This is a genomic window from Pseudomonas sp. Soil_N_39 (assembly GCF_057655955.1).
In genome coordinates, this window is record NZ_JBDGLI010000007.1 from 214,090 (window position 1) to 233,931 (window position 19,842).

The 19,842-nt window shown below is 63.5% G+C and carries 16 protein-coding genes and 1 riboswitch; of the genes, 14 read left to right on the forward strand and 2 right to left on the reverse strand.

Going from position 1 to position 19,842, the window contains the following annotated elements; genetic code table 11:
* Positions 1 to 424 precede the first annotated feature (424 nt).
* A riboswitch (cobalamin riboswitch) is annotated at positions 425 to 639 on the forward strand.
* A gap of 98 nt (positions 640 to 737) precedes the next feature.
* From cobW to AC3A5O_RS13260, 14 genes are all read left to right on the forward strand, one after another.
* On the forward strand, positions 738 to 1,802 hold the full coding sequence (gene cobW / locus AC3A5O_RS13195) for a cobalamin biosynthesis protein CobW (RefSeq protein WP_487753266.1): 1,065 nt from the start codon (positions 738 to 740) through the stop codon (positions 1,800 to 1,802).
* A 3-nt stretch (positions 1,803 to 1,805) separates the two neighbouring features.
* Positions 1,806 to 5,579 carry a cobaltochelatase subunit CobN gene (gene cobN / locus AC3A5O_RS13200; protein ID WP_487753267.1) on the forward strand — a complete coding sequence of 1,258 codons (3,774 nt, stop codon included), beginning with the start codon at positions 1,806 to 1,808 and terminating at the stop codon, positions 5,577 to 5,579.
* Between the two features lie 209 nt (positions 5,580 to 5,788).
* The gene (locus tag AC3A5O_RS13205; protein ID WP_487753268.1) at positions 5,789 to 6,793 is read left to right on the forward strand and encodes a magnesium chelatase ATPase subunit I; all 1,005 of its coding nucleotides are present in this window, start codon (positions 5,789 to 5,791) and stop codon (positions 6,791 to 6,793) included.
* 101 nt (positions 6,794 to 6,894) lie between these two features.
* Positions 6,895 to 7,452, forward strand: coding sequence for a vWA domain-containing protein (locus AC3A5O_RS13210; RefSeq protein ID WP_487753269.1), 558 nt, complete (start codon positions 6,895 to 6,897; stop codon positions 7,450 to 7,452).
* A gap of 199 nt (positions 7,453 to 7,651) precedes the next feature.
* Positions 7,652 to 9,298: a phospholipase D-like domain-containing protein gene (locus AC3A5O_RS13215; RefSeq protein WP_305470503.1), complete on the forward strand. Its 1,647-nt coding sequence runs from the start codon at positions 7,652 to 7,654 to the stop codon at positions 9,296 to 9,298.
* Between the two features lie 55 nt (positions 9,299 to 9,353).
* Complete coding sequence (locus tag AC3A5O_RS13220) at positions 9,354 to 9,695, forward strand: YdcA family protein (RefSeq protein WP_305470504.1); 342 nt, start codon at positions 9,354 to 9,356, stop codon at positions 9,693 to 9,695.
* A 388-nt stretch (positions 9,696 to 10,083) separates the two neighbouring features.
* A complete protein-coding gene (locus tag AC3A5O_RS13225; RefSeq protein ID WP_060738109.1) occupies positions 10,084 to 10,932 on the forward strand; it encodes a transporter substrate-binding protein in 849 nt (282 codons plus the stop codon).
* Positions 10,933 to 10,986: 54 nt separating this feature from the next.
* Positions 10,987 to 11,649 (forward strand): amino acid ABC transporter permease, encoded by a 663-nt coding sequence (locus tag AC3A5O_RS13230; protein WP_122568207.1) that lies wholly within the window; start codon positions 10,987 to 10,989, stop codon positions 11,647 to 11,649.
* Between the two features lie 9 nt (positions 11,650 to 11,658).
* Entirely contained in the window at positions 11,659 to 12,321 is a 663-nt protein-coding gene (locus AC3A5O_RS13235) for an amino acid ABC transporter permease (RefSeq protein WP_028236639.1), read from the forward strand.
* A complete protein-coding gene (locus AC3A5O_RS13240) occupies positions 12,318 to 13,154 on the forward strand; it encodes an amino acid ABC transporter ATP-binding protein (RefSeq protein WP_305470505.1) in 837 nt (278 codons plus the stop codon). The genes AC3A5O_RS13235 and AC3A5O_RS13240 overlap by 4 nt, the downstream gene beginning before the upstream one ends.
* 24 nt (positions 13,155 to 13,178) lie before the next feature.
* On the forward strand, positions 13,179 to 13,568 hold the full coding sequence (locus AC3A5O_RS13245; protein WP_122568209.1) for a RidA family protein: 390 nt from the start codon (positions 13,179 to 13,181) through the stop codon (positions 13,566 to 13,568).
* 145 nt (positions 13,569 to 13,713) lie between these two features.
* Positions 13,714 to 14,478, forward strand: a complete 765-nt coding sequence (locus AC3A5O_RS13250) for an IclR family transcriptional regulator (RefSeq protein WP_122568413.1) — start codon at positions 13,714 to 13,716, stop codon at positions 14,476 to 14,478.
* A 40-nt stretch (positions 14,479 to 14,518) separates the two neighbouring features.
* Entirely contained in the window at positions 14,519 to 15,736 is a 1,218-nt protein-coding gene (locus tag AC3A5O_RS13255) for an amino acid deaminase (protein ID WP_487753270.1), read from the forward strand.
* 153 nt (positions 15,737 to 15,889) lie between these two features.
* Positions 15,890 to 16,804: a sugar kinase gene (locus AC3A5O_RS13260; protein ID WP_305470508.1), complete on the forward strand. Its 915-nt coding sequence runs from the start codon at positions 15,890 to 15,892 to the stop codon at positions 16,802 to 16,804.
* A gap of 134 nt (positions 16,805 to 16,938) precedes the next feature.
* Here AC3A5O_RS13260 and AC3A5O_RS13265 read toward each other — a convergent pair whose 3' ends face one another.
* Together AC3A5O_RS13265 and AC3A5O_RS13270 are read right to left on the reverse strand one after the other, a co-directional pair.
* Complete coding sequence (locus AC3A5O_RS13265) at positions 16,939 to 17,214, reverse strand: peptidylprolyl isomerase (protein WP_305470509.1); 276 nt, start codon at positions 17,212 to 17,214, stop codon at positions 16,939 to 16,941.
* Between the two features lie 48 nt (positions 17,215 to 17,262).
* Positions 17,263 to 19,800 carry a hybrid sensor histidine kinase/response regulator gene (locus tag AC3A5O_RS13270; RefSeq protein WP_305470510.1) on the reverse strand — a complete coding sequence of 846 codons (2,538 nt, stop codon included), beginning with the start codon at positions 19,798 to 19,800 and terminating at the stop codon, positions 17,263 to 17,265.
* Between the last annotated feature and the right edge of the window lie 42 nt (positions 19,801 to 19,842).

Sequence of the window (19,842 nt, forward strand, 5' to 3'; positions counted from 1 at the left end):
GTTTAATGCCATAGATGTTTTCGCCATTTCTATACAAGGGCCATTCCTGATTCGACGGAGGTACTATGGCGGCATTTTCTTGGAGTGAACTTTGTGTAGGGTTCATGGACGTTCTGTTGGGGCTTGTCGTTATTTTCCTAATGATGACTATTCTTTTATTGTTAAAACGACTGAGTGGCTTTGAGTTGCCTCCACCAGTCAGATTGGCAGTACTTGTAATTTTTGCCGTTTTCTTGATGCAAGTCTGCTCGGAAGATGTATCTGTCCCCATGTGCGGTTTACAAAAAACTACCGGCGAGGTTGGGGTGTCAGTCGGAAGGTATTCGCAGGAGCATCGAGTCACCCCCATCGCGAGCCTGCTCGCGATGATGGCAGCCCATGCACCGCAGAACGCTCTGGAGATTGACCCGCCCCCACACCCTGCGTAGCCTTGCGCCTTCGAGGTTCTTCGGCATGCGCCGAAGCTAAGAAGGGAACGCGGTCCAAGCCGCGGCTGCCCCCGCAACTGTGAACGGTGAGGTTTCTGCAAGGCCACTGTGCATGCCCTTTTACCAATGGCGCACGGGAAGGCGCAGCAATTGCCAGTCGAGAGACTGGCCCGCCGTCAGCCAGGAGACCTGCCTCGAGACAGATTCTCACTACAACCGGGCGGGGTGATCCGGTGGCGAAATCTTCCGCTCGCGCTTGTGCCAGCGGTTGTCGTCCCGTTTGCCCGCCACCTTGCCAAAGGGCATCCGATGAAAACACTGGCCAAACTCCCCGTCACCATCGTCACCGGCTTCCTCGGCTCGGGTAAGACCACCTTGCTGCGGCACATGCTCGACAACGCCCAGGGCCGGCGTATCGCCGTGATCGTCAACGAGTTCGGCGAGCTGGGCATCGACGGCGAGATCCTCAAGCAGTGTTCCATCGGCTGCACCGAAGAAGAAGCCAACGGCCGCGTCTACGAACTGGCCAACGGTTGCCTGTGCTGCACGGTGCAGGAAGAGTTCTTCCCGGTGATGCGTGAGCTGGTGGCCCGGCGTGGTGACCTCGACCACATCCTCATCGAAACTTCTGGCCTGGCCCTGCCCAAGCCGCTGGTCCAGGCCTTCCAATGGCCGGAAATCCGCAGCGCCTGCACCGTCGATGCGGTGATCACCGTGGTCGACAGCCCGGCCGTGGCCGCCGGTACCTTCGCCGCCTTCCCCGACCAGGTCGATGCCCAGCGCAAACTCGATCCGAACCTGGATCACGAATCGCCGCTGCACGAACTGTTCGCCGACCAACTGGCAAGCGCCGACCTGGTGATCCTCAACAAGGCCGATCTGATCAGCCCTGAAGACCTGGCCAAGGTGCGCCTGGAAGTCGCCGAAGAACTGCCACCGGCGGTCAAGGTCATCGAAGCCAGCAGCGGTCGCCTGCCGCTGGACGTGTTGATCGGCCTGGGGGCCGGTTCCGAAGAACACATCGACGGCCGCCACAGTCATCACGACCATCACCACGATGGCGACGATGACGACCACGATCATGACGCCTTCGATTCCATTTCCATCGAACTGCCCCAGGCCGACGAAAGCCTGTTGCTGGACGCGCTGACGCAACTGGTGGTCCAGCACGGCGTGCTGCGGGTCAAGGGTTTCGCGGCAATTCCGAACAAGCCGATGCGCCTGCTGATCCAAGGCGTTGGCACGCGTTTCGACAAACATTTCGACCGCCAGTGGGGCGCCGACGAAGTGCGGGTCACCCGTCTGGTGCTGATCGGCCAGGCGCTGGATGCCGCATTGCTCGAAGCGCAGTTGCGCGCCGCTCTCAGCGCCTAAGCCATGCACCTGCTCAGGACCCAGCCCGGCGGTTTTGTATCGGACGACAACATTGCCGACCTGGGGCAAACCCCCGCCGAACTGGTGATCCTGTGCAGCGGCGACTCCAGCCTGGCGCTGCTGGCCGAAGCGGCGCGGCAGTTGCCGGACGACTACCCGCAGTTTCGCCTCGCCAACCCGATGCAGGTGCAGAACCACGCCTCGGTGGATCTGTACTTCGAGGACGTGCTACGTCATGCCAAGGTCATCCTGCTGTCGCTGCACGGCGGCATCGGCTATTGGCGCTACGGCATCGAGCGTCTGATGGAATTGGCCGGGCGCGGGGTGAAGTTGATCCTGGTGCCGGGGGATGATCGTCCCGACCCGGAACTCAGTGACCTGAGCAACGTACCCATTGAGGACCGCGACCGGCTCTGGCAGTTCTTGCGCCAGGGCGGCCTGGGCAATGCCCTGGACTTGTTTCACAACCTCGGCAGTCAATGGTTCGGCCGCGACTACCCGTGGGCCGAGCCGCAGGCCCTGCCGCGCACGGCGATCTATCATCCCGCAAACACCAACGCCAGCCTCGGCGATTGGCAGGCCGACTGGCAGGTCGATCAACCGGTGGCGGTGGTGCTGTTCTATCGCTCCCACCTGCAAGCGGCGAACACCGCGTTCATCGACGTGTTCTGCCAGCGCCTGCAAGCGGCAGGGCTCAATCCGCTGCCGATTGCCGTGGCCAGCCTCAAGGAACCGGCTTGCCTGGCGCTGGTAGAGGACTGGCTGGACGAAGTGGAAGCAGGGGTGATCCTCAACACCACCGGCTTCGCTCAATCCAGCCCCGAAGCCCCGCACTTGCGGCCGTTTCGCCGCAACATCCCGGTGATCCAGGCCATTTGCGCCCAGGACAACGAACCCGGCTGGCGTGCCAGCGAACAGGGCTTGGGACCACGGGACCTGGCGATGCACATTGCCTTGCCGGAGCTGGATGGCCGAATCATCAGCCGCCCGATCAGCTTCAAGGACCTGGCCTGGCGCAGCGAGCGCAGCCAGAGCGACGTGGTCTGCTACCGCGCTGTGCCCGAACGCATGGATTTTGTCGCCGAACTGGCTCAGCGCTGGACCACCCTGGCGCGCCTGCCCAACGCAGAAAAGCGCGTGGCGCTGATCCTCGCCAACTACCCGACTCGGGATGGACGTATCGGTAACGGGGTCGGCCTGGATACCCCGGCGGCGGCGCTGAATATCCTGCGCGCCATGCAAACCGAAGGTTATCCGCTGCCGGCCGAATTGCCTGAGAGCGGCACTGCGCTGATCCAGCAATTGCTCGGTGGCGTCAGCAACGACCTGGATAGCCTCGACGCGCGTCCGTGTCACCAGAGCCTGGCCCTGGATGCCTACCAGGTCATGTTCGACGCGCTGCCCGAGGCCAATCGCCAAGCGGTGCTGGAACGCTGGGGTGCGCCGGACAAAGACCCGATGTACCGCGACGGCCGCCTGATGATCGCCGGCCTGCGCCTGGGCCTGACCTTCGTCGGCATCCAGCCGGCGCGGGGGTATCAGGTCGACCCGAGCGCGGTGTACCACGACCCGGACCTGGTGCCGCCCCACGGTTACCTGGCGTTTTATTTCTGGTTGCGCCACACCTACGGCGTCCACGGGGTGATCCACGTCGGCAAGCACGGCAACCTCGAATGGCTGCCGGGCAAAGGTGTCGGGCTCTCGGAGAACTGCTGGCCGGACGTGCTGCTGGGGCCACTGCCGAACATCTATCCGTTCATCGTCAACGACCCGGGCGAGGGTGCCCAGGCCAAGCGTCGCACCCAGGCGGTGATCATCGACCACTTGATGCCGCCGCTGACCCGGGCCGAAACCTATGGACCGCTGCGCAACCTCGAGCTGTTGGCGGACGAGTACTACGAGGCGCAGTTGCTCGATCCGCGCCGCGCCCGGGAGCTGCAACGGGACATCCTCAACCTGGTGCGCGAGACCCACATCGACCGCGAGTTGCAACTGGATGCCGGCCTCGACAGCGATGCTGACGCAGCAATCTGGCTGCCGCGCCTGGACACATATTTGTGTGATCTGAAGGAGTCGCAGATCCGTGACGGCCTGCACATTTTTGGTGAATCGCCTAGCGGGCGGCTGCGCATCGACACCTTGCTGGCGTTGCTGCGCATTCCCCGGGGTGACGGCAAAGGCGCGCAGTCGAGCTTGTTGCGGGCGCTGGCCAAGGCGTTCGGGCTGGGTTTCGATCCGCTGGATTGTGCCTTGGCCGAGCCCTGGGCCGGCGATCGTCCCGAAGCGTTGCGCCGGGTCAGCGCCGAGCCTTGGCGCACCGCTGGCGATACCCGTGAGCGCTTGGAGCTGTTCGCTGCCCAGTTGATCGAGCAGGCGTTGGACGGCACGGTCGAGCAGCTCGACGCGCCGGGTTGGGAAGGGGTGGGCAGCATCATTGAAAACCTGCGATCCGTCGTCGCTCCGCGCCTGGACGCCTGCGGCCCGGCGGAAATGCGCGGTTTGCTCGATGCTTTGAGCGGGCGCTTCGTGCCGGCCGGCCCCAGCGGCGCGCCGAGCCGTGGGCGCCTGGACGTATTGCCGACCGGGCGCAACTTCTTCTCGGTGGACGTACGCAACCTACCCACCACCACGGCGTGGCGCATCGGTTTCCAGTCGGCCAACTTGATCCTTGAGCGGCACTTGCAGGACCACGGCGATCACCTGCGCCAGCTCGGCCTGTCGGTGTGGGGCACCGCCACCATGCGCACCGGCGGCGACGACATCGCCCAGGCCATGGCGTTGATGGGTGTGCGTCCGGTGTGGGCCACCGGCAGCCAGCGGGTCGATGACTTCGAGATCCTGCCGCTGAGCCTCCTGGACCGGCCTCGGGTCGATGTCACCTTGCGCGTGTCCGGGTTCTTCCGGGATGCCTTTGCCAACCTGATCCGCTTGTTCGATGCCGCCGTGCAGGCCGTCGCCGCCCTCGATGAACCGGACGATATGAATCCGTTGGCAGCCAAGGTGCGCAGTGAGCGCGAAGCCTTGCTAGTCTCGGGTCTTGAGCCAGATGCCGCGGCACGCCAGGCCGGCTGGCGGATTTTCGGTGCCAAGCCCGGGGCCTATGGCGCGGGCGTGCAGGGCGCGATCGACGGTCGCTTGTGGCAGAGCCGCGAGGATCTGGCCGAGGTGTACCTGAACTGGGGTGGCTACGCCTACGGTGCCAGCGATGAAGGCACCGCCGCCCGCGATCAGTTCTCCCGGCGCTTGAGCCAGGTGCAGGCGGTGCTACAGAACCAGGACAACCGCGAGCACGACCTGCTCGATTCCAACGACTATTACCAGTTCCAGGGCGGCATGCTGGCAGCGGTCGAAACCCTCGGTGGCGCCGCGGCGGCCAGTTACCATGGCGATCACAGCCAGCCGGACTTGCCCAGGATCCGCACCCTGAAGGAAGAGCTCAACCGCGTCATCCGCTCCCGCGCGGCGAATCCGAAGTGGATCGACGGCGTGAAGCGGCACGGCTATAAAGGCGCGTTCGAGCTGGCGGCGACGGTGGACAACCTGTTTGCCTTCGACGCCACCACCCGGTTGATCGACGACCACCAGTACGCGTTGCTGGCCGATGCCTACCTGCTCGACCCAGACACCCGGGACTTCGTCCGCCAGCACAACCCCGACGCCTTGCGAGACATGACCGAGCGCATGCTCGAAGCGCAGCAGCGGGGGATGTGGCAGGCACCGGGGGAGTATCGCGAGGCGTTGGAGAATTTGTTGTTGGACATAGAAGAAGATGGCTGACGTGCCTACTCAACAGGCGAGACACAACCCCTGTGATGGGTTGACCTGTGGCAAAGGGATTTATCTCCACCCTGTGGGAGCAAGGCTTGCCCGCGATGGTCGCGCCGCGGTTTAGCAGCTAAACCGCGTTTTCGTTCATCGCGGGCAAGCCTTGCTCCCACAAGTACTCTGTTCGCATTGACGTTACCGACCACTCTTGAGAATTAGATATGACCCACACCCCCCATTTCCCGCTCTCCGCCGTGGTCGGTGCCGATGACCTGAAACTGGCCCTGTGTCTGGCCGCGATCGACCCGAAAATCGGCGGCGTGCTGATCGAAGGCCCGCGGGGCATAGCCAAGTCCACGTTGGCTCGGGGCTTGGCGGATCTGCTGGCCAGCGGTCAGTTCGTCACCTTGCCCCTCGGTGCCACCGAAGAGCGGCTGGTGGGCACCCTGGACCTGGACGCGGCGCTGGGGGAAGGGCGCGCGCAATTTTCTCCCGGCGTGCTGGCCAAGGCCGACGGTGGCGTACTTTACGTCGATGAAGTGAACCTGCTACCCGATCACCTGGTGGATCTGCTGCTCGATGTGGCCGCCAGTGGTACCAACCTGATCGAGCGCGACGGCATTTCCCATCGGCATCCGGCGCGCTTTGTGCTGATCGGCACCATGAACCCGGAAGAGGGCGAGCTGCGTCCGCAGTTGCTCGACCGTTTTGGCCTGAACGTCGCCCTTGACGGTCACACCGCACCGGCTGAACGCGGCCAGATCATCCGGCGGCGGTTGGATTTCGACAGCGATCCGCTGGCGTTCTGCGGGCAGTGGGAGATGGCCCAACAGCAGCTGCGCGAACGTTGCCAGCAGGCGCGCGACCGCTTGGCCGGGATCGCCCTGGATGACGGGGCATTGGCGCAGATTACCGAGCGTTGTTTTGCCGCCGGGGTCGATGGCTTGCGCGCCGACCTGGTCTGGCTGCGGGCGGCCCGGGCCCATGCGGCCTGGCGCGGTGCCGACGCGATTGCCGATGAAGACATCGAGGCAGTCGGCGAATTTGCCTTGCGTCACCGGCGGCGGGGGCATTCGGCACCGGCACCGCCCCAGGCGCCGACGGGAGCGGGGGCGGAAAAAACCGCTGAACCCAATGAAGGCCAGGGCCAGTGGGGCGACCTGCCGGCCCGGACGTTGCCAACCGGGGCTCGGCGTGACGTGCCGATCTGGCCAAAAAAGCCCTAGGCATTCGCCCCCGCTCGCCAGCGGGGGCGAATGCCAGACCCCGTGCCGGGCGACTCGACCAGGGCCGCCAGGGCCGGAGCAAAGCGGCGGCCAGCGGTGCGGTGAACTGGCCGGGGACGTTGCTCAATGGCCGGCCACGCCGCCATGAAGACGTGCGCTGGCACGCTCGCCATCGCTCGCCCCATGAGCTGTGGCTGGTCATCGTCGATGCGTCGGCCTCGACCCGTCGTCATCGCGCCTTGAGTGACGGCAAAGGCCTGTTGGCGCAACTGTTCGACGACGCCTACCGACAGCGCGCCCGCCTGGCGCTGTTGACGGCCAGCGGCATGCAGCCGAACTGGCAGGTACAAGGGCTCAAGGCCTCGGCCGGTCTGCGCGACTGGCTTGATGGCTTGGGCGCCGGTGGCGGAACGCCGTTGCTGGCGGCGCTGAACGAGGCCGGGCGCTGGCTGGTGGCGCGGCGCAAGCGCTACCCGGCGGAGCAGCAACGGGTCTTGGTGATGACCGACGGACGCGTCAAGCAGGGGCTTTCACCGTTGCTTCTCGATTGCCCATGCCTGTTGATCGACATCGAAAGAGGCCCGATTCGCCTGGGCCGGGCCCGGCAGTTGGCGGGGCGGTTGGGGGCTGAGTATCGGCATATCGATGAGGCTGATTGAAAGGTGCTGGGACTGTCAGGGCCCTATCGCGAGCAAGCTCGCTCCCACATGGGTTTCGTTGTGAATACATAACCGATGGACACCCGGCCCCCTGTGGGAGCGAGCTTGCTCGCGATGGTATCCCCTCGATTCCAATGAACTGCCCATTTGACCCGCATCACTGCACTATGCTCAGGCAGCCCCCTCACAGGAGTGAACCATGCGCGTACTCGTCACCAACGCCCAGGACGATTTTCGGGTCAAGGCCTATGCCGGCACCAATGGCGTGCTGCTCGCCATGGACCTGGCTGAATCCCGGCGCAAGGGCTTGCTGGGCTTTGCCATCGAGAAGCAGCAGGGCGACAAGCCCTGGTTGTTCTTGTTCAACAGCCTGACCTTCCCCGACAAGGCCCACACCTTTCCCCAGTTCCACGCCACCCCCAGCGACAAGGCGCCCTTGCAGAAATTTCGCTGGGCCGACTACGCCGTCAACCCCGGCGTGACGATCCACTACCGCGTGCACCTGGCCTATGGCAGCTCCGATGCACCGCAGTTGGGCGAGTCACTGGCCGTCACCGTCACCAGCGACGACGGCCAGCCGGCCAACCAGGGCGTTATCTTCAACCGTGCCGTAGCCGCCAGCCAGGCGTTCCAGCGCAAGTTTCCCGAAGTGGACGCGCTGATCGATGCCAACAAGCACCTGTCCATCGATGACTGGCCCGACGCACCGCGTCGCTGGTTGGAAAACGGCTTGCTGGGTCGCTTGACCGGTTTCATCGACCGGGCGCTGGATGCCAGCTGGGCCTTGGACGTCGCCATCTATGAATACGAGCTGCCGGTGATCGTCGACGCAGTGACTGCTGCTCACGCTCGTGGCGCCCAGGTGCGGGTGCTGTATCACGCCGAGCCGGGAGACGACACCACGGCGCGCAACGAGGCCAGTCTCGAGCACATGCCGGCGGCCAACAAACGTGGACGGGTCACCCACAACATTTTCCACAACAAATTCATTGTGCTGAGCAAGGTGGAGGCCGGCGGCTCATTGCAACCTGAAGCCGTGCTGTGCGGCAGCACCAACTTCACCGCCAACGGTATCTACCGCCAGGCCAACGTCGTGCATGTGTTGGACGACCCTCGGGTTAGCCACTGCTATCTTCAGGTATTCGAGCAAATCTGGGCAACGCCCCGAGACGTCGATGCCACTCGCCAGTGGCTGACGCTGAACAATGCCATGGCGCCGCAAGAGGCGTTATTCGCCGGATTCTCGCCGCGCACCGGGGAGGGCGACCTGGACCGCTTCGTCGACATCATCAAGGGGGCGCGCAAGGACCTGTTGTTCGTCACCGCTTTTGTGTTGCCCGAGCGCATTCTCGACGCCTTGCTCGGCGCACCCAATGACGACGTGTTGCGCTACGGCCTGCAAAACACCAAGAGCCGCATCACCGGCTTTCACGCCGACCGCACCGCTGAATTCGCCGCCACCGCATTGCTCAACACCGGCCTGGAAGGCTGGCTACGGGAAAACATGAAAGGCCAGAAGGGCAACCTGCTGGTGCACACCAAAGCCATCGTCACCGACTTCACCAGCGACACGCCGACCATCCTCAGCGGCAGCCATAACCTGAGCGCCGCGGCCAGCAGCGGCAACGACGAGAACTACCTGATCATCCAGGGCGACACCGACCTGGCCGACCGCTACGGGTTGGAACTGCTGCGTTTCTATGAGCATTACCGCTTTCGCTACTTCGCGAAAAAACTCGCCCTCAAGCAGGTCAAGCCGCTGGCGGTGGATGACAGTTGGAGCGATGACTATTACCGCGAGGGGGATCTGCGGATGTTGTCCCGGGTGAGGTTTTGCGGGCGTTAGGCGCGGTGGCTGATGCGGTGCTAGCATAGGGCCATCTATCAGCCTGGAAGCTGCCATGAAGCACTGTCACGGACCGTCCACCTTACTTCGCGCCTGTGTCGCGATCCTGTTGTTGACCCTGGGCACTTCAGCCCTTGCCGCCAATCAACCGTGTTCCGGGCGCAAGGGCGGGATTGCCGGGTGTGACGGGGATACCTTCCTGTGCAATGACGGCTCCATCAGTGCTTCGAAAAAGTCCTGTTCCGCTGTGCTGGGGCTTCGGAACGAGGCCCGGCCGCAGTCGTTGCTCAAGTCCGCCGACGGTTGCCAATGCGGCAGTGGCAATTATTGCGTCGGCCCCAGGGGTGGGGTCTATTGCCTCACGCCTGGCGGCAGCAAGAGCTACAAGCGCAAGTAGGCCAGGCACACCACCGAACAATTGTGGGAGCGAGCTTGCTCGCGATAGCGACAGGTCGGTCGGCTTCATCGCTGACTGATTCACCGCCATCGCGAGCAAGCTCGCTCCCACAAGGTATCCATTTACCATTCCTAAGTGGCTCCGTTTCGGTGCGCCGAGTACCCGGTTTGGGGCCTTGTTACCCGTGCGTCGTGGCCAACGGTAGCAACAGCATTTGCACACGGACGCCGCCGTCCGCAGGTCTGTTTTCCCCATCCCCCTGATTTCCCTCACTTTCCATTTTCCTCACCCATGGCCCTCAAGCCTGTGGCACACTTTCTGCTGTCTATTCCGTTGTTACATACCATATTCCGGTATAGCGGAATAAACTCACTCTGGAGTGCTTGCCATGCAACGCCGACCTTCCTTGTTCAAAGCGTGTGTTTTTCTCTTTGCGGCCACGACGGCTGCCATGGGGGTCGCTCAGGCGGCCGACAGCAAGCTGGACAGCGTGCTGCAACGGGGGAAATTGATCGTGGGCACGGGCAGTACCAATGCGCCGTGGCACTTCCAGGGAGCGGATGGCAAGTTGCAGGGCTTCGATATCGATATCGCGCGTATGGTCGCCAAGGGCCTGTTCAATGACCCGGAGAAAGTCGAGTTCGTGGTGCAGTCGTCCGATGCACGGATTCCCAACCTGTTGACCGACAAGGTCGACATGAGCTGCCAATTCATCACCGTCACCGCCAGTCGCGCCCAGCAAGTGGCGTTCACCCTGCCGTACTACCGCGAAGGCGTGGGCCTGCTGCTGCCGGCCAACAGCAAGTACAAGGAAATCGAAGACCTCAAGGCGGCGGGCGATGACGTCACCGTGGCGGTGCTGCAGAACGTCTACGCCGAAGAATTGGTGCACCAGGCGTTGCCCAAGGCCAAGGTCGACCAGTACGACAGCGTCGACCTGATGTACCAGGCGGTGAACTCCGGCCGTGCCGATGCCGCCGCCACCGACCAGTCCTCGGTCAAATACCTGATGGTGCAGAACCCTGGGCGCTACCGCAGCCCGGCCTACGCGTGGAGCCCGCAAACCTACGCCTGTGCGGTCAAGCGCGGCGACCAGGACTGGCTGAACTTCGTCAACACCACCTTGCATGAAGCCATGACCGGCGTGGAATTCCCCACCTACGCGGCGTCCTTCAAGCAGTGGTTCGGCGTCGAGCTGCCGTCGCCGGCGATCGGTTTCCCCGTTGAATTCAAATGACCCTGTGAGCCCGGGGCGCCTCTTGCGGGCGCTCCGTCGAAGGTACTGCCGACCATGAATTATCAGTTGAACTTTGCCGCCGTCTGGCGCGATTTCGACACCCTGCTGGCGGGGCTGGGGCTGGGGCTTTCCCTGGCGCTGGTGTCGATCGCCATCGGTTGCGTGATCGGCCTGGCGATGGCGTTCGCGCTGCTCAGCAAACATCGGGTCCTGCGGGTACTGGCGTCGGTGTATGTCACGGTGATCCGCAATACGCCGATTCTGGTGCTGATCCTGTTGATCTACTTCGCCTTGCCGGGCCTGGGCATCCGCCTGGACAAGTTGCCGTCGTTCGTCATCACCCTCTCGCTGTATGCCGGGGCCTACCTGACCGAGGTGTTTCGCGGTGGGTTGTTGAGCATTCACAAGGGGCAGCGGGAAGCGGGGCTGGCCATCGGCCTGGGCGAGTGGCAGGTGAAGGCCTACGTCACCGTGCCGGTGATGCTGCGCAACGTGTTGCCGGCCTTGTCGAACAACTTCATCTCGCTGTTCAAGGACACCTCCCTGGCGGCGGCGATTGCCGTGCCGGAGCTGACCTATTACGCCCGCAAGATCAACGTGGAGAGCTACCGGGTGATCGAAACCTGGCTGGTGACCACGGCCCTGTATGTCGCGGCCTGTTACCTCATTGCCATGGTGCTGCGGTATTTCGAGCAGCGCCTGGCGATCCGCCGTTAGGAGTCTGCCATGTACGAATCACCCAGTTGGTTGCATGAGTTATGGGTCGCCCGGGATACCCTGTGGGCTGGCTTCCTGACCAGTGTGCAGTGTTCGTTGTTGGCGATCGTGTTGGGCACGCTGATTGGCTTGGTCGCCGGCCTGGTGCTGACCTATGGTCGGACCTGGATGCGCGCGCCGTTTCGCTTCTACGTCGACCTGATCCGCGGCACGCCGGTGTTTGTGCTGGTGCTGGCCTGCTTCTACATGGCCCCGGCCCTGGGCTGGCAGATCGGTGCGTTCCAGGCCGGCGTGCTGGGCCTGACGCTGTTCTGCGGCTCCCACGTGGCCGAGATCGTGCGCGGGGCCTTGCAGGCATTGCCCCGTGGACAGATGGAGGCGAGCCAGGCCATAGGCCTGACGTTCTACCAGTCGCTGGGCTATGTGCTGTTGCCCCAGGCGTTGCGGCAGATCCTGCCGACCTGGGTCAATTCCTCCACCGAGATCGTCAAGGCCTCGACCCTGTTGTCGGTGATAGGCGTCGCGGAACTGCTGCTCAGCACCCAGCAGATCATTGCGCGGACCTTCATGACCCTGGAGTTTTACCTGTTCGCCGGTTTTCTCTTTTTCATCATCAATTACGCCATCGAGTTGCTCGGGCGGCACATTGAAAAGCGGGTGGCGTTGCCATGACTGACGTTTCGAATCTCCCCAATACGAACCTCTCCAACACAGAGCTCTCCAACACAGAGCCCTCCAACACCCAGCCGCTGCTGGACATTCGCGGCCTGCGCAAACAATACGGCCCATTGGAAGTGCTCAAGGGCGTGGACCTGAGCATGCAGCGCGGCAACGTGGTCACGCTGATCGGCTCCAGCGGTTCGGGCAAGACCACGCTGCTGCGTTGCGTCAACATGCTCGAAGAATTCCAGGGTGGGCGGATCGTCCTCGATGGTGAGTCCATCGGCTACGACGACATCGACGGCAAGCGTGTGCGCCACCCCGAGAAGGTCATCGCCCGGCACCGGGCCATGACCGGCATGGCCTTCCAGCAATTCAACCTGTTCCCGCATTTGACCGCATTGCAGAACGTCACCCTGGGCCTGCTCAAAGTGAAAAAGCTGCCCAAGGACGAGGCGGTGGCCCTGGCCGAGAAATGGCTGGAGCGGGTGGGCCTGTTGGAGCGACGCGATCACTTTCCCGGCCAGTTGTCCGGCGGCCAGCAGCAGCGCGTGGCGATTGCCCGGGCGATTGCCATGAACCCCAGCCTGATGCTGTTCGACGAAGTCACCTCGGCCCTGGACCCGGAATTGGTCGGCGAGGTGCTGAACGTGATCAAGGGCCTGGCCGAAGACGGCATGACCATGCTGCTGGTGACCCACGAAATGCGCTTCGCCTTCGAGGTCTCCGACAAAATCGTGTTCATGAACCAGGGCCGCATCGAAGAGCAAGGGCCACCCAAAGAACTGTTCGAGCGGCCGCAATCACCGCGTCTGGCGGAATTTCTCAAGAACACCCGTTTTTAACCTTCACTCAACAAGGAGATACCCATGAGCATTACGCGCTACGGCACCGGCAGCACCGCAGGCGGCGGCCAGCCACGGCCATTTGCCCGCGCCGTGGAGGCCGATGGCTGGCTGCACGTGTCCGGCCAGGTACCGGCGGTGAACGGCGAGATCATTGTCGGCGGAATCGTCGAGCAGACCCACCAGACCATGAAGAACCTGGTGGCCATTCTCGAAGAGGCCGGGTACGGCCTGGAAGATGTGGTGCGCTGCGGCGTGTGGTTGGAAGACCCACGGGATTTCTGGAGTTTCAACAAGGTGTTCGGCGAATACTTCAGCCCGGAACATGCCCCGGCCAGGGCCTGCGTGCAGGCCAGCATGATGGTCGATTGCAAGGTCGAGATCGATTGCATCGCCTACAAGAAAAAGACCTGAACCACGGGGGGCTCATCGCGGGCAAGCCTTGCTCCCACAAGGGAACGCATCCTGCTGTGGGAGCATGGCTTGCCCGCGATAGCGATCTATCAGGCGGCGCAGCAGTCTGGTTAAACTCCCGGCCAATTGAATGGGAACCGAAAACATGACCGAAGACACCATCAAACGCCGGGCCCGAGGACTGGATCGGGCGTTCGATATCCTCGATTTCCTCAAGGAAATCGGCCAGCCGCTGCGCCCGAACGATATTGCCAGCGGCATCGGCAGCCCCAAGTCCACGGTCTATGAATTGGTGGCGTCGCTGCTGGAACGACGCATCCTCGAGCCGGTGGGCAAGGACGGTCACGTCTATCTGGGCCGCCAGTTGTATTTTCTCGGGCAGGCGCACCTGCGGCATTTCGACCTGAGCCGCGAGGCTGACCAGGCCTTGCAGGAGATCGTGAGTCAGACCCGGGAAACGGCGCAGATGTGCCTGCTCAACGGGCGCAAATACACCGTCGCGCTGATGAAGGAAGGTGAGCGGCATTTCCGCATTTCATCGGACATCGGTGAAAACGCGCCGATCCCGTGGACGGCGTCCGGGCGCCTGCTGCTGGCGCATCTGAGTGACCAACAGATTGTCGACCTGATCGACCCCGACGACTTCATTTTGCCGGATGGCGAGCGCCTGCCCGTGGAGCAATTTCTCAAGGAAATCCGCCAGGCCGGCATCGATGGTTTTTTCTCTTTCGACAGCGTCGCCGACACCTTCACCCACTGCTTCGCCGCACCGGTCAAAGACCCCGGCGGCGTGGCCATCGCCACTCTGTGCATCGTCGCCCCACGGGCCGACGCCAAGAACAATTACGCCGACTACCGCCGGGTGCTGATCGAAAGCGCCAACAACCTGGCTCGTCGTATCAATGAATAGACAGCTGCGGCACTAGTGGCCGTGCGCGAGGAGTTCGAACATGTCATCTGCCATCCTTAATGCCTGCGTCGAAAAAGGCGCCGCCACCGTCGGCGCCCACTTGCTACGGGACGTCAGCCTGCCGGCGCTGGTGCTGCACCGCGCGGCCCTGGAGCACAACATCCGCTGGATGCAAGATTTCGTCACCCGCAGCGGTGCCGAACTGGCGCCCCACGGCAAGACCAGCATGACCCCCGCGCTGTTTCGCCGACAGCTGGAGGCTGGTGCCTGGGGCCTGACCCTCGCCACCGCCGTGCAAACCCGTGCCGCCTACGCCCATGGCGTGCGCCGGGTGTTGATGGCCAACCAATTGGTGGGCACGCCGAATATGGCGCTGATCGCCGATCTGCTGGCCGACCCAACGTTCGAATTCCATTGCATGGTCGATCATCCGGACAACGTCGCCGACCTGGGTGCCTACTTCGCTTCTCGCGGCGTGCGGCTCAATGTGATGATCGAGTACGGCGTCGTCGGTGGTCGGTGTGGCTGCCGGACCGAGGCCGAGGTGTTGGCCCTGGCCGAGGCGATTCGCAGTCAACCGGCGCTGGCGTTGACCGGTATCGAAGGCTACGAAGGGGTGATCCACGGCGACCACGCCATCAGCGGCATCCGCGCATTCGCGGCATCGTTGGTCCGGCAGGCGGTGCAGTTGCAGGACACCGATGCCTTTGCCATCGACAAGCCGATCATCACCGCCTCGGGGTCGGCCTGGTACGACCTGATCGCCGAATCCTTCGAAGCCCAGAATGCCCACGGGCGTTTCCTCAGCGTGCTGCGTCCCGGCAGTTACGTGGCCCATGACCATGGCATCTACAAAGAGGCCCAGTGCTGCGTACTGGAACGCCGCAGCGACCTGCACGAAGGCCTGCGCCCGGCCCTGGAAGTCTGGGCCCACGTGCAATCGCTGCCGGAGCCGGGCTTCGCGGTGATCGCCCTGGGCAAGCGCGACGTGGCCTACGACGCCGGACTGCCGGTGCCGCTCAAGCGCTACACGCCCGGGTCGGACGCGGTGGCGGGTGACGACGTCAGCGGTTGCAAGGTGACGGCGGTGATGGACCAGCATGCGTTCATGAGTGTGGCAGCGGGGGTTGAGCTGCGTGTGGGCGACATTATTTCGTTTGGGACTTCTCATCCGTGCCTGACGTTCGACAAGTGGCGGGTGGGGTGTCTGGTGGATGAGCAGTTGCGGGTGGTGGAGAGCATGGAGACTTGTTTCTAGCCTTCAGACCGAGTTGCGGCTATCGCGAGCAAGCTCGCTCCCACAAGGGATGTTTGGCAGGCACGGATTGTGTGTTCACAACGGCCCAAATGTGGGAGCGAGCTTGCTCGCGATGGCGGCCTGCCAGACACCATCGAACCACCAGGATCATCCATGAACCACCCCAAACCCCGCATCGCCCTGATCGGCGAATGCATGATCGAACTGCAACAACGCGCCGACGGCAGCCTGCTGCAAAGCTTCGGCGGCGACACCCTGAACACCGCGGTGTACCTGTCCCGCGCCTTGGGCGACAGCGGCGCGGTGGATTACGTCACCGCCCTGGGCGACGACAGTTTCAGCGATGCCATGTGTGAGCGCTGGGCCGAAGAAAACATCGGGCTGCAACGGGTCCAGCGTTTGCCTGGACGCCTGCCGGGTCTGTATTGCATCCAGACCGATGCGGCGGGCGAGCGGCGATTCCTCTACTGGCGCAACGAGGCGGCGGTGCGCGATTGTTTTACCACCCCGGCCGCCGCGCCCATCCTGGCCGCATTGCCTGATTACGATGTGCTGTATTTCAGCGGCGTTACCCTGGCGGTGCTCGGTGAGCAGGGGCGTGGCAAACTCATCGAAACCCTGATCGAAGCGCGGCGGCGCGGGGCTCAGGTGGTGTTCGACAATAACTACCGGCCAAGGCTCTGGGCCTCGGTCGAAGCGGCGCGGGCGGCGTATCGCAGCGTACTGCCTTTCGTGGAGCTGGCGCTGTTGACCGTGGAGGACGAGCAGGCCTTGTTCGGTCATGCCGACAGCGAGGCGGTGTTCGCCGCCTATGCACAACTCGGCACGCCCGAGGTGGTGCTCAAGCGCGGCGCCGAGGCCTGCCTGATTCGTTGCGACGGCAAGTCCTATGAGGTGCCTGCCCTGCGGGTCGAGCGTGTTGTCGACACCACGGCGGCGGGAGATTCCTTCAGCGCCGCTTACCTGGCGAGCCGCTTGCTGGGCGGTGGCCCGGTGGAGGCGGCCGAGGCGGGGCATCGATTGGCGAGCCGGGTGATCCAGGTGCCGGGGGCGTTGATGCCTAGATAGAGGAGATACAGAACCTGTGGGAGCGAGCTTGCTCGCGATAGCAGTGGGTCAGTCGACATGGATACTGGCTGATCCGGCGCTATCGCGAGCAAGCTCGCTCCCACAGAGGAATTCACAGGGAGATTGGGCGATCGTTAGTCGCGGTAGAACACCTGCACCAAGTGATAGCCGAACTTGCTCTTGATCGGCCCATGCACCACCCGCAAGGGCTTCTTGAAGATCACCGCGTCGATCGCACCGACCATCTGCCCCGGCCGCACTTCGCCCAGGTCGCCGCCGCGTTTGCCTGAGGGGCAGGTGGAGTATTTCTTGGCCAGCACATCGAAGGCTTCGCCCTTGGTGATGCGTTGCTTGAGCTGTTCGGCTTCTTCGGCGGTTTTCACCAGGATATGGCGGGCTTGGGCTTTCATTGCAGCGATGACCTGAACGGTGCGACGGGGCGGCGATTATGCCTCAAGTCAGCTGCCATGGTTGATCATCGTCCGAATCTTGTTGGCCAGCAGATCAAGGGTGAAGGGTTTGGCGACCATGTCCATGCCCTGGTCGAGGAACCCCTGGCGTTCGGCGGCTTTCTGCGCGTAACCGGTCATGAACAGCACTTTCAGCCCCGGCCGGTGCTGACGGGCGATTTCCGCCAGTTGCCGGCCATTCATGCCCGGTAGCCCGACGTCGGTCACCAATAGGTCGATGCGCTGGTCCGATTCCAGCATGGGCAGGGCCGTCACGGCGTCCTGGGCCTCAAGGGCGGTGTAGCCCAAGGTCTTCAACAGGTCGAGCACCAGCATGCGCACGGCGGGTTCATCTTCCACCAGCAATACGGTTTCCCCGGCGATGGCCGGCGGTACGTCGAGCGTCTCCGGCGTGACGGGTTGTTGAGCCGGCGAAACGTGCAGGCGCGGCAGGTATAACTGCACCCGCGTGCCCTGGCCCGGCACGCTGTCCAGGTTGAGGTGCCCACCCGACTGTTGGGCAAACCCGTAGATCATCGACAACCCCAGACCGGTGCCCTGGCCGATGGGCTTGGTGGTGAAGAACGGGTCGAAGGCCTTGGCCAGCACGGCGGGGGTCATGCCGCTGCCGTTGTCGCTGACGGCGATCATCACGTAGTCGCCGGCCTTGACCGGTTCCAGGGTGTTGATGTCCGTGCCGTCTAGGTAGACGTTGGCGGTTTCGACGACCAACTCGCCGCCGTCGGGCATCGCATCCCGGGCGTTGATCACCAGGTTGAGCAGGGCGTTTTCCAACTGGCTGGCATCGGTGCTGACTGGCCACAGCTCGTGGGTCAGTTGCAGGCGCAGCACGATGTGATCGCCGGTGGTCCGGCTCAGCAGGTCTTCGAGCGAGCACACCAGCTCGTTGGCGTCCAGCGGCTTGCGGTCCAGGGACTGACGGCGGGAAAACGCCAGCAGTCGATGGGTCAGGGACGCGGCGCGGTTGGCCGAGGCCACTGCCGCCTCGGTGAAGCGACCGATCTCGGCGGTGCGCCCGGCGGCGATGTAGCGTTGCATCAGGTCGAGGCTGCCGAGGATGCCGGTGAGCATGTTGTTGAAGTCATGGGCAATGCCGCCGGTGAGTTGGCCCACGGCCTCCATTTTCTGCGCATGGCGCAGGGCTTCTTCGGCGCGCTCGCGTTCGAACATCTCGCTTTGCAGGCGCTGGTTGGCTTCGGCCAATTGCTGGGTCCGGGCGATGACCCGTTCCTCCAGTGTTTCGTTGAGGTTGCGCAGGGCTTCCTCGGTTTTCCGGCTCTCGGTCTCGTCGATCACGAAGATGTAGAAACCGTTCACCGCACCGTCCGCGCCGTGGCGGGGCAGGTAGTTGATCAGTGAATGGCGCGGGCGACCGTCGCGATGGTCCATCTGCACGGTGAAGCTGCACGGCTTGCCGGCCAGGGCGTCGGCGATCTGTTGGGCGCGGGCGGCATAGGCCTCTTCGCCGAGCACTTCGCGGACGGTCTTGCCATAGAGCTCCTGCGGGGTCAGGCCATACCAGTTCAGGTAGGCGCTGTTGTTCAGCCGGAAGCGCTCTTCACGGTCCACATAGCTGATGAGGATCGGCATGGCATTGATGATCAACTGCAGCTCGGTCTGGCTCTGGCGCAGGGCTTGCTCGGTGCGCTTGCGTTCGGTCAGGTCCAGGGCCGCGCCAAGAAAGCGCTTGGGCCGGCCGTGGCGGTCCTTGTAGCAACGGCCACGCACGTATACCCAGCGCAACTCATTGTCGGGTTGCAGCAGCCGGTACTCCTCGGCGTATTCGGTGCCGTGGGTGATGCAGTGCTTGATGCTGCGGGCAACCATCGCCCGGTCCTCGGGATGCACACCTTCGAGGTAGGCGCTGATGGGCAACTGGCGCGACAGGTTCGGATCGACGCCATGCAACAAGGCGAAATGTGCGTCGGCAATGAAGCGGTCTTCGCTGATGTCCCAATCCCAGGTACCCAACGCGTCGGCGGCGGCCAAGGCCAGTTGCAGGCGCTCTTCACTTTCGTGCTGGGCCTTGAGGCTGGCCTCGGAGCGCCGTTCGAACTCCATGGCCAGGCGGCGTCGTTCGCTGGTCTCGATGGCGGTGACCAGGATGCCGGCGACGCTGCCGCTTTCGTCACGCACCGGGCTGTAGGTCAGGTCCAGCCAGACATCGCAGAGGCGACCGGCGAAAGGCACGCGCCAGTGCTGATCGCGGCAGGTGTGCGTCTGGCCTTGCAACACGCGGTGGTAAATCCCTTCGCTCGTTTCTTTGAGTTCGGGCCATGCTGCATGGGTCGGCTGGCCGAACGCCTGGGGGTGCTTGTCCCCGGCCAGTCGGCCGAAGGCGTCGTTGTAGAGATGGGACAGTTGCGGTCCCCACAGCAAGGCCATCGGCATGGGCGAATGGAGCACGATGTCCACGGCGGTGTGCAAGCTCTGGGGCCAGTTTCGGGCAGCGCCCAACGGGGTCTTGGCCCAGTCCACCAGGCTGACCAGGCGCTGTGTATCGCTGCCGGCGGATGTCACGTTCATCACGCGATCCCTGGCTGTCGTGTCTGTACCACGGGGTCTACT

Bases quoted from the DNA above. Each gene is read 5' to 3' on its own strand.
- cobW (WP_487753266.1), top strand. From the start codon at position 738: ATGAAAACACTGGCCAAACTCCCCGTCACCATCGTCACCGGCTTCCTC.
- cobN (WP_487753267.1), top strand. From the start codon at position 1,806: ATGCACCTGCTCAGGACCCAGCCCGGCGGTTTTGTATCGGACGACAAC.
- AC3A5O_RS13205 (WP_487753268.1), top strand. From the start codon at position 5,789: ATGACCCACACCCCCCATTTCCCGCTCTCCGCCGTGGTCGGTGCCGAT.
- AC3A5O_RS13215 (WP_305470503.1), top strand. From the start codon at position 7,652: ATGCGCGTACTCGTCACCAACGCCCAGGACGATTTTCGGGTCAAGGCC.
- AC3A5O_RS13220 (WP_305470504.1), top strand. From the start codon at position 9,354: ATGAAGCACTGTCACGGACCGTCCACCTTACTTCGCGCCTGTGTCGCG.
- AC3A5O_RS13225 (WP_060738109.1), top strand. From the start codon at position 10,084: ATGCAACGCCGACCTTCCTTGTTCAAAGCGTGTGTTTTTCTCTTTGCG.
- AC3A5O_RS13230 (WP_122568207.1), top strand. From the start codon at position 10,987: ATGAATTATCAGTTGAACTTTGCCGCCGTCTGGCGCGATTTCGACACC.
- AC3A5O_RS13235 (WP_028236639.1), top strand. From the start codon at position 11,659: ATGTACGAATCACCCAGTTGGTTGCATGAGTTATGGGTCGCCCGGGAT.
- AC3A5O_RS13240 (WP_305470505.1), top strand. From the start codon at position 12,318: ATGACTGACGTTTCGAATCTCCCCAATACGAACCTCTCCAACACAGAG.
- AC3A5O_RS13245 (WP_122568209.1), top strand. From the start codon at position 13,179: ATGAGCATTACGCGCTACGGCACCGGCAGCACCGCAGGCGGCGGCCAG.
- AC3A5O_RS13250 (WP_122568413.1), top strand. From the start codon at position 13,714: ATGACCGAAGACACCATCAAACGCCGGGCCCGAGGACTGGATCGGGCG.
- AC3A5O_RS13255 (WP_487753270.1), top strand. From the start codon at position 14,519: ATGTCATCTGCCATCCTTAATGCCTGCGTCGAAAAAGGCGCCGCCACC.
- AC3A5O_RS13260 (WP_305470508.1), top strand. From the start codon at position 15,890: ATGAACCACCCCAAACCCCGCATCGCCCTGATCGGCGAATGCATGATC.
- AC3A5O_RS13265 (WP_305470509.1), bottom strand. From the start codon at position 17,214: ATGAAAGCCCAAGCCCGCCATATCCTGGTGAAAACCGCCGAAGAAGCC.
- AC3A5O_RS13270 (WP_305470510.1), bottom strand. From the start codon at position 19,800: ATGAACGTGACATCCGCCGGCAGCGATACACAGCGCCTGGTCAGCCTG.